This window comes from Sphaerospermopsis reniformis, assembly GCF_005402885.1.
Lineage (GTDB): Bacteria > Cyanobacteriota > Cyanobacteriia > Cyanobacteriales > Nostocaceae > Sphaerospermopsis > Sphaerospermopsis kisseleviana.
Window position 1 is genome coordinate 42538 of the sequence record NZ_BJCE01000009.1, and the last position, 8979, is coordinate 51516.

Below are 8979 nucleotides of genomic sequence, written 5' to 3' on the forward strand. Positions count from 1 at the left end.
GTCACCTGTCACCTATTAATCTGTGATGGTAACACCCATGTTTTTGGCTGTTCCAGCCACAATATTCATTGCTGCATCAATGTCGTTAGCATTGAGGTCAGGCAGTTTAGTTTGGGCGATTTCCCGTAACTGCGCTTTGGTAATACTGCCAACTTTTTTCTTGTTGGGTTGTTCAGAACCGCGTTCAATTTTCGCTGCCTTGCGAATTAAAACTGATGCTGGGGGTGTTTTGAGTACAAATGTAAAACTCCGGTCTTCAAACACGGAAATTTCTACAGGAATCACCATTCCAGCTTGGTCTGCTGTTTTAGCGTTGTACTCTTTGCAGAACATCATGATGTTAACACCATGTTGACCCAGTGCGGGACCAACTGGTGGTGCTGGGTTGGCTTTTCCAGCGTTTAAGGCCAATTTAATGACCGCTACTACTTTCTTCGCCATTTGGATTTAGCTCTGTTTTTGTACCTGATTAAATTCCAATTCTACTGGTGTATCTCGTCCGAAAATCGAGAGTAGAGCTTTTAGTTTACTCCGTTCTGGCGAAACTTCGATCACCTCGCCTTCAAAATCCTTGAACGGACCAGAAAGCACCATTATCTTATCACCTGTAGCCATATCAATTTTGACTACTGGTTCTTGTTCTGTCGTTTGTTTGAATATACGTTCTACTTCTGAATGACTTAAAGGTACTGGCTTGACGTGACCACGACCACGGCCGCTGCCTCGTTTTTGCTCTGCACCGACAAAGTTAATTACATGGGTTGTGTTTCTTACCACTTGCCATGTATCGTCACTCATTACCATCCGAACTAAAACATAACCCGGAAAAACCTTCTCTTCTGATGGCTGACGTTTCCCGTCTTTGCGGATCTTTACCGTTGGTGTATGGGGTATTTCCACTTGGATAATTTTATCAGCTACATCAAAAGTTTGGATACGTTGCTCTAAATTTGTTTTCACGCGCTTCTCACAGCCAGAGGCTACTTGCACTGCATACCAGCGGGCTTCTTTTTGCGCTGTTCCTAGTGCTTCCTCTGTCTGCAAATCCCGTGGTTCGTCTGTTGCAGAAGTCATCAGAATACCTGTTTTGCTGCCCAAGCAAACAATCCATCGACCAAATATATCAAAGACGCGGAAAGTGTCACCATTAATAACACAGCTGCTGATTCACTCACCAACTGCTTCCGACTTGGCCAAACTACTTTGTCCAGTTCTTCTTTTGTTCCTTGGAAGAAGTTGTTTAAGCTAAAACCATTGCCTGCTTCTGGCATTTCTGCTTCGTTTTTTTTGGCCACGGTCGTTATACCCCCCGTTTCTTACATCGTTTCACCTTGTTATTTTGCACCAAGGCTGACAATTATTCACAGCTTCGACCCAATTTACAGTAAACAAATTCAGCTATCAGTAAAAAATAATTAGACCCGAAATAATCAACGCTGGCTGCTATTTTAGCAGATGCGTTTTTGTTTCGGGCTATATTTTTTGCTTTTGAGCGCGCCCTGGAGGACTTGAACCCCCGACATCAGGTTTTGGAGACCTGCGTTCTACCAACTGAACTAAGAGCGCACAAGCTATCTTTGTTTCAGGGATTGCGCTGAACTTTTTTTAGTTTAACACAATTCCTTTTTTAGTGTAACTTAATTTTTTCAGAAAGTCAAGTCAGCGGCAGATGCCGCTTTTGGCTTGAGTTTCCTGGTTTTTTCCCAGGACTAACTGCATCACAGGGCGCGGTCAAACCGTTGTTTAATCCGGGTAGCTTTACCAGATAATTGACGCAAGTAGTATAGTTTAGCGCGTCTGACTTTACCACGACGCACTACTTTGATGTTATCAATGCGGGGTGAGTGCAGCAAAAATACTCGCTCAACGCCTACACCTTGAAATACACGACGCACGGTAATTGTTTCGTTAATTCCGCCATTGCGTTTACCTATTACCACTCCCTCGTATGGTTGGACTCGGTATTTATCGCCTTCTTTAATTTTCACTCCTACCCGCACTGTATCACCTACATAAATTTCGGGTAGATCGGATTTTAGGTGTTCCGCTTCTATAGAGCGGATTACTTCTTGCACGTTCATATTCTAGTTATTTTTTGAAAAAAACCCACGATCATCAATCATAAATCTATAACTGCCTGATAGTCCAGATATTTGGTGTAATTTCCCAGGCAGAAGTTCTGGGATGTAGGAGAGTGTTAAGCTTTCTTGAAATTTTTTTTCCAGATCCGCAACTTGATAAATACTGGTTTTGCCCAACTGCCACCAATTAAATCATGCAATAGAGTGTAAAAACAAGGAATAATAAACAAGGTGAGCAGTGTTGCTAAAGACAAGCCGGAAAAGACTACTACACCTAATGGTTGCAGAAATTCTGAACCTTCCCCAACTCCTAAAGCTAGGGGAAACATCCCTAAAACTGTGGTAATTGTTGTCATTAAAATCGGACGTAAACGTTGAGGTGCAGCTTTTAAAATTGCGGTGCGACGATCAACTTGTTCGCGTTCCTGAATTTGATTTGCTAATTCTACCATGATAATGGCGTTATTTACCACAATACCTACTAATAAAACTGCACCCACAATTACTGTTGCACCAATGGCAGTTTCGGTGATGTAAAGTCCAAAAATCCCCCCAGCTAAAGCAAGAGGAATAGTAAACAGAATTACTAAAGGATCAACAAGAGAATTATATTGTACAGCCATCACTACAAAAACTAAAAATATTGCTAACCCTCCTAGAAGTTGCAACGAGTTTTGTAATTGTTGATTTGATTCTGCTGCTGCACTGGGTAAAGGACTTACACCTTCAGGAAAATTGGCATTTTTAATTACTTCATCTACTTGCTCTAATGCTTGACCCAGACTTGCTCCTTCTGCTAAATTACCTGCAATTAAAAAGACTTGACGCTGGTTAATTCTTTGAATTTCTCCGGGTGCTTTTCCTTCAACAATTGTCGCTACATCACTCAATCTAATTTGTTGATTACCTTCTACAAATAAGGGTAATCTTTCTAGCTGAGAAGTTGTTTTTACCGCTTCTTCATTTAATTCTACTCGCACATCTACCAAGCGGTTATTGCGTTGTAATTGGGTGGGTACAGTACCTGTAATTGCGGTTTTAATTGTTTCGCCAATATCTTGAGTATTTAAACCCACATTGGCCACTCGTTCCCAGTCAGGTACAATCTGAATTTCAGGTTGACGTGGATCTGTATCTGGACGGAATCTGACTGAAGTAATTTTCTCGTCTAAAGTTGCTAGTAGTTCTCGTCCTGCTTTTTCTAAAGTATTGGTATCATTTCCCTGCAAAATTATATCAACATCAGCACCACGAATAGGAGAGTTATTAAGAAATAAACCCCGCACTCTTCCAGGTGCTAAACGCAGTCGAATATCTACTAAATTCAGTTTGCTAAATTCTTTAGTTACACGCTCAATATAAGTCTCTATATCTGAGTTTGGTTTGAGGGTAATGGTACTAGAACTTCGCAAAGGATTAGGATTACTGTTACCACCAAACAGAAAACCACCAACTGTAGAAAAGACATATTCTGTTTCTGGTTGCTGACGCAAAATGTCATCTACAACTTGCATAACTTTTTGGTTAGTTTCTAATGGTGTACCGGGGGGAAATTGAGCAAATAAACTAGCTTGTCCGGTGTTTATTTGAGGAAGAATTTCTTGGGGAATTTGGGGAGACATCCACACACTACCAGCACCAAAGAAAATGATAGCGATCGCAATTGTTAATAACCGCCAACGCAATATTCCAGATAGGAAACTGCTATATAATCTTGTTGCTCCATCAAAACGACGATTAAATTCCCGGAAAAACCAAAAATTATTTAAAGAACTAGAAAAGGGTAAAGCTAATAATCGTGATGTTAACATGGGAACAACAGTAACAGCAATTAAAATTGAAGCTGCTACTGCAAAACTAATCGTGAGAATTAATTCATTAAATAGTAATGATATAAAACCCCCTATCAGCAAAAATGGTAATACTGCAACTAAGTTTGTACTGGTAGAAGCAAGTAAAGCTGATTCAACTTCTCGACTACTTTTTTCTGCTTGTTGAATAATTGCTGATGTTGATAATTCTGATGTGTGATTTTGTAGTTTAGTTTGATTAATTCCTGCGGCAATATTTTCTAACATGACGATGGAATTATCAACCACAATTCCCACTCCTAATGCTAAACCACCTAAGCTAAAAATATTCAGGGATAAGCCGAACATTCCCATCATAATAATAGCTGCTAATGTGGCTAAAGGTATAGATAGAACAATAATGAATGTTTGCCGTAAAGAACCAAGAAACAGTAATACAGCGATCGCTGCTAAACCTGAACCAATTAAACCAGAAGAAGTCACATTAGCTAAGGAATTACGAATAAATATTGACTCATCTAAAGTTCCTGTGAAAGTTGCTTCCGCAGGAATAACACCCGCTTCTTTCAGTTCTTGTAATCTTTTTTTAACTCCATCAACAACGTTGACAGTATTAGCATCTGCTTGTTTTTGAATGCTGACTTTTACTGCTTCTTGACCATTGAGTAAAACGTACAATCTTTGTTTTTCTGATCCGTCAATAACTTGGGCAAAGTCGCGCAAATAAACACGATTTTTGATATTTGAATTAGGTGCAGATACTTCAAAGGAAATATTATTAATTTCTTCTGCATTTTTGAAGCGTCCCACTGTCCGGGTTAACGGTTCAGAATTGGCTCCTAAAATTCTTCCCCCAGATATATCTTGATTACGATTTTGCAGTTCGTTTAACACATCAGTCAAACCGACACCAATAGCTTGGAGACGATCTAAATCTATATTTACTCTAACTTCTTCTTGCACTCCTCCTGATACATCTACAACTGCAACTCCTGGTACTACACCTAATTCACGGGCTAATTCTTCTTCGGCAAAAACGCGCAAATCAACATTTTTCAGTGTAGGTGAAGTGAGCGCAAATTCATAAACAGGTAGTTGGGAAGGGTCGAATTTAAAGATTCGTGGTTCTTCTATGGTGTCTGGTAATCTATTTCTCGCTCGGTTAAAAGTAGCGGTAGCATCATTTAGTGCTTGATCAATATTTCCCCCTGGTTGAAAATATAAATTTAAACTGACTTGACCTTCACGAGTCTGGGAAAAAACTTGAATTACTCCTTCTGTGGCTGAAAAAGCTTCTTCTAGTGGTTTTGTAATTTCATCAACTGCTACTTCTGGAGAAATTCCCGGTGCTTCTATTATCACACCAATACGAGGATAGGTAATAGATGGCAGTAAATCTACAGGTAAACGAATAATGAAAAATAAACCAATGACAATTACTGCTAAGGTCAGCATCAATGTACCAATATGCTGACGGATAGAAATGGCGCTGATACTAAAGCCTTTGTTGTTTGTGATTTGCATCTTTATAGCAGGTGACAGGTGACAGGTGACAGGTGACAGGTGACAGGTGACAGAGTTGAAACTGCTAAAAAAATTTACAAGTTCTTTCTTTGCGGTTTGTTTAAATCTTTTTCTGACAAAATTGATAATTTGACAACTTCACCATCTTTTAATGGCTTACTACTGCGAACAATATAACTTTCTCCTGGTTGTAACCCTGAAAGAATTTCGACGTTACCATCAACTTTTTTACCCAATGTTACCGATTTTTCTTTTACCTTGGTTTTACCGTCAGTTTCTTGAACAACAAAAATTGTGCCGTTGTTCATTTCTGCTGATGTTTCTTTGTCTTTGCTATTAATTGCTGTTTGTGATACTACTACTCGCTGTGGTGTCTGGGTTGTAAAATTCACTCTTGTTAGTAGTCCGCTACCTATTTTCCCGCCACTGTTGGGAATGACTACTTCTATGGGTACTAAACGGGCTGTAGGATCAGCAGATGGAGAAATACGCGCTACTCTACCAATGATGTTTTGATCGGGGAAGGCATCTAAACGCACTTGTACAGATTGCCCTACTTGAATTTTTGCTAGTTCTAATTCAGAAACTTGAACTACTACTTTAATTCGACTCAAGTCAGCAATTTTTAAGACTTCGCTTCCTGGTTGTAGGAGATTACCGGGTTCTGTGACTTTTTCTGTAACTACGCCGGTGATGGGGGAGATTAAACGGGAGTAGGAACGGCGTTCTTTGGCGGCTTTGACTACTGCTTGTTGGGCAAATACTCTACCTTGGGCAGCTGCTACGGCTTGTTTTTCTGTACGGACTCTTTCAATAGTGGCTTGTAGGGCTTTTTGGGTTGTTTGGGCTTTGGTGCGAGCTTGTTGGGCTGCTTGTTCGGAAATTGCTCCTTCTTTGAATAATTGTTGCTGTCTTTGGGAGTCTGATTGGGCTTGGATGAGTTCTAACTTTGCTTTTTCTACTTCCGTTTGAGCGTTACTTACTTGGGTCATTGCCCTGGCTACTTCTGATTGGCTGGTTGCTAGTTCTGCTTCTGCTTGCTGTAATGCTGTGATCAATAGAACATCATCTAACTGGCCGATGATTTGCCCTTGTTTGACTGTATCACCAACATCCATATTTAAGGATATCAGTCTTCCTTCTACTTGCGATCGCACTGATACTGTCCGATATGGGGTGGTGTTACCAATATAGTCCGCTGGGGGACGCAGTTCTTGTGTGCGGGCGATCGCTATATCTACAGATGTTTCTCTATTTGCTCGTTCTCCACCACCAGTCCGCTTCGATTGGGCTTCTGCTGATTCTTTTGGTAATGAACCACAACTGGTTGTTAGTAATCCCAGTAACAGCAGACAGAATATGAATAAATTATGCTTATTCATCAGCTTATTGATCACTGGGCTGACAACTATAGGAGTTGATGTTTTCACCTGTTTTTGTGACTTATTTGGGTCCAAAACCATGAATTTTTCTCCAATTGGGCAGTATTTGCACTCTTACAGCCATTTATTAGCCAATACTTTGGAATAGGTATGAATAATCAAAAATAGCAATCAAAATTCAGCTATTTATTTATGTATTCCAAATAACTTTTTTTCCTCAATAAAACTGACAGAATTTTCACCATATCCTATGGATATTGATGTATAGAATTGCTGACAATCCTAAAAATTATAAAGTTAGTATAAAGATTTTGCCACCAATAAGTAATAGGAAATTAGTCATGATTTATTCCTGGGAGTTTTTCATTACCCAGCCATTTATGAAAAATGTGCCAAACGAACTGGTATTTTTCAGGTTTTTGTGTATATATTAAGAATATTAAACAAAGCTTGCTTTTATATCCCAGATAGAATATTGCAGGTGCAACCACCAAAGCAACACATTGACTTTTAGGTGAGGAAAGTAACAAGTGACATTACTGCTGAAAATTGCCCTAACTGCTGATGAACAGCAAATTGCTGAGTTTTTCCAAGCTTCTGTAGGTGAATGGCGCTCTGAAAGACGCTATTACACTTTACCCCAAGGAGAAACCAAGGAAATGGTAAGTATTATTACCATTCATTTTTTGCAACAAGGGGATGATGAATTGCAAAAGCTGGCTCAGTTACATGATTTGCAGGATTTAGAAAGCTTAACTTGTGGTGCAAAAGTTACTTGGGAAAGTACAGATTTACACAACGCTAAAAAAGAAGCTAGTGGTGTGACTGTGTTTGGTGCTTGGGGAAATATTTTGTATCGCGATCGCGGTTTTGCCACTACTAAACCAGTCACAGCACAATATTATTTCCCCAGTCTGAAAACTCTGTGTTTGCGAACTGAGTACAATAATTCTGTATTTGAGGAAGAAATTAAACTCATCGGTGATAAATATCGCACCCGACAAAGTATTGTTTCCCGTGCTGGTGAGCAGTTGATGATTGGGCAATACTTGGAAAAGCGAGTTTAAACTAATTGATTTGTTGTAGGCTTGATGATGTCGGGAGCATCCCAAATGTGTAAGTTTATTTTTATCTAACAACAGACAATTATCCCAGGGTCTGATATGATTGAACCGCAAAGGACGCAAAGGACACAAAGGCAAGAGAGTGTAAGAGAGTTTTCGCAGTGGCCACGTTTATTTTTTCTTTCATTGGGATGCTCCCGGTGATGTCAAGGATTGTAGTCAGGATTTTCTTGATAACCATCAGTTATCAGCTTGAATTACTAGCCTCTACCCAAACTTAAACGGCTGACAAAGGTTTTGATAAAATTTATGAAATTTTTGTAAAGTCTTACTCCAAAAACTTGATTTATGTGTAATAATAGTGGAGAGAGTTAATTCGGCGATTAGCGTTTTGTTGTTAGTATTGACAGGCTTTTTACTTGTGGTATTTACAGACTGCTCTCCGAAATCTAAATCTCTACAAACTCGTGATTTTGGAGACATAATATGTCAGTTTACGTAGGCAATCTTTCTTATGAAGTTACACAGGAAGCTTTGACATCTGTATTTGCAGAATATGGTACTGTAAAGCGTGTACAAATCCCCACTGACCGGGAAACAGGCCGTTTACGTGGCTTTGCTTTCGTAGAAATGGGTTCAGAAGCGGAAGAAACAGCAGCTATTGAAGCACTTGATGGTGCTGAGTGGATGGGTCGTGGCTTAAAAGTAAATAAAGCTAGACCTAAAGAAGACCGTGGTGGTGGTTACGGTGGTGGTGGTGGTCGTGGTGGTTACGGTGGTGGCGGCGGTGGTCGCAATCGCTACTAAGTCTACCCTAAATTCTTAATTCGTTTTAAATAAAATTAACCCATTCCGACTCCGGGGTGGGTTGTTTTTTGGTTTTTCGGTTTTTAACTAACATACTAAACCGATACAAAAAAGCTAACTAATGCTAACAAAAGTTGGCTTTTTCTTCCTGTTTCACCCTAGCAGTGTCGGCACTATCTAGTCCACAGGCTAACACGATCAATCTGACCGCTTCTTGTTTTAAATTAATCGCAGCGTTTAAATCTCTGTCAATCTCAAAGCCACAGTTATCACATTTAAACACTCTTTGAGATAATGACAGTGATGATTT

At 39.7% G+C, this 8979-nt stretch carries 9 protein-coding genes and 1 tRNA gene; 2 read left to right on the forward strand and 8 right to left on the reverse strand.

What is annotated here, in order from left to right; all coding sequences use genetic code 11:
• Positions 1–15: 15 nt before the first annotated feature.
• The 7 genes from rplK to FFR48_RS02590 form a co-directional block, all read right to left on the reverse strand.
• Entirely contained in the window at positions 16–441 is a 426-nt protein-coding gene (rplK, locus tag FFR48_RS02560) for a 50S ribosomal protein L11 (RefSeq protein ID WP_096566811.1), read from the reverse strand.
• A gap of 6 nt (positions 442–447) precedes the next feature.
• The gene (gene nusG, locus FFR48_RS02565) at positions 448–1074 is read right to left on the reverse strand and encodes a transcription termination/antitermination protein NusG (RefSeq protein WP_096566813.1); all 627 of its coding nucleotides are present in this window, start codon (positions 1072–1074) and stop codon (positions 448–450) included.
• Positions 1074–1295 carry a preprotein translocase subunit SecE gene (gene secE / locus FFR48_RS02570; protein ID WP_096566815.1) on the reverse strand — a complete coding sequence of 74 codons (222 nt, stop codon included), beginning with the start codon at positions 1293–1295 and terminating at the stop codon, positions 1074–1076. The genes nusG and secE overlap by 1 nt, the downstream gene beginning before the upstream one ends.
• 198 nt (positions 1296–1493) lie before the next feature.
• Positions 1494–1566, reverse strand: a tRNA-Trp gene (locus tag FFR48_RS02575).
• A 152-nt stretch (positions 1567–1718) separates the two neighbouring features.
• Positions 1719–2081, reverse strand: a complete 363-nt coding sequence (gene rplS, locus FFR48_RS02580) for a 50S ribosomal protein L19 (protein ID WP_096566817.1) — start codon at positions 2079–2081, stop codon at positions 1719–1721.
• Positions 2082–2197: 116 nt separating this feature from the next.
• Positions 2198–5416, reverse strand: a complete 3219-nt coding sequence (locus FFR48_RS02585; protein ID WP_137666266.1) for an efflux RND transporter permease subunit — start codon at positions 5414–5416, stop codon at positions 2198–2200.
• A gap of 74 nt (positions 5417–5490) precedes the next feature.
• The gene (locus FFR48_RS02590; protein WP_096566826.1) at positions 5491–6879 is read right to left on the reverse strand and encodes an efflux RND transporter periplasmic adaptor subunit; all 1389 of its coding nucleotides are present in this window, start codon (positions 6877–6879) and stop codon (positions 5491–5493) included.
• Positions 6880–7328: 449 nt separating this feature from the next.
• On the opposite strand from FFR48_RS02590, the gene FFR48_RS02595 reads away from it, so the two are divergent.
• Both FFR48_RS02595 and rbp read left to right on the forward strand, forming a co-directional pair.
• Entirely contained in the window at positions 7329–7865 is a 537-nt protein-coding gene (locus FFR48_RS02595; protein WP_137666267.1) for a phycobiliprotein lyase, read from the forward strand.
• Between the two features lie 483 nt (positions 7866–8348).
• Entirely contained in the window at positions 8349–8669 is a 321-nt protein-coding gene (rbp, locus tag FFR48_RS02600) for an RNA-binding regulator (protein ID WP_137666268.1), read from the forward strand.
• Between the two features lie 124 nt (positions 8670–8793).
• On the opposite strand, the gene FFR48_RS02605 is transcribed toward rbp, so the two are convergent.
• The coding region (locus tag FFR48_RS02605; protein WP_162501831.1) for a zinc ribbon domain-containing protein at positions 8794–8979 on the reverse strand (186 nt) is incomplete at its 5' end.

Coding starts and splice junctions, on each gene's coding strand:
- rplK (WP_096566811.1), bottom strand. CDS start 441: ATGGCGAAGAAAGTAGTAGCGGTCATTAAATTGGCCTTAAACGCTGGA.
- nusG (WP_096566813.1), bottom strand. CDS start 1,074: ATGACTTCTGCAACAGACGAACCACGGGATTTGCAGACAGAGGAAGCA.
- rplS (WP_096566817.1), bottom strand. CDS start 2,081: ATGAACGTGCAAGAAGTAATCCGCTCTATAGAAGCGGAACACCTAAAA.
- FFR48_RS02585 (WP_137666266.1), bottom strand. CDS start 5,416: ATGCAAATCACAAACAACAAAGGCTTTAGTATCAGCGCCATTTCTATC.
- FFR48_RS02590 (WP_096566826.1), bottom strand. CDS start 6,879: ATGGTTTTGGACCCAAATAAGTCACAAAAACAGGTGAAAACATCAACT.
- rbp (WP_137666268.1), top strand. CDS start 8,349: ATGTCAGTTTACGTAGGCAATCTTTCTTATGAAGTTACACAGGAAGCT.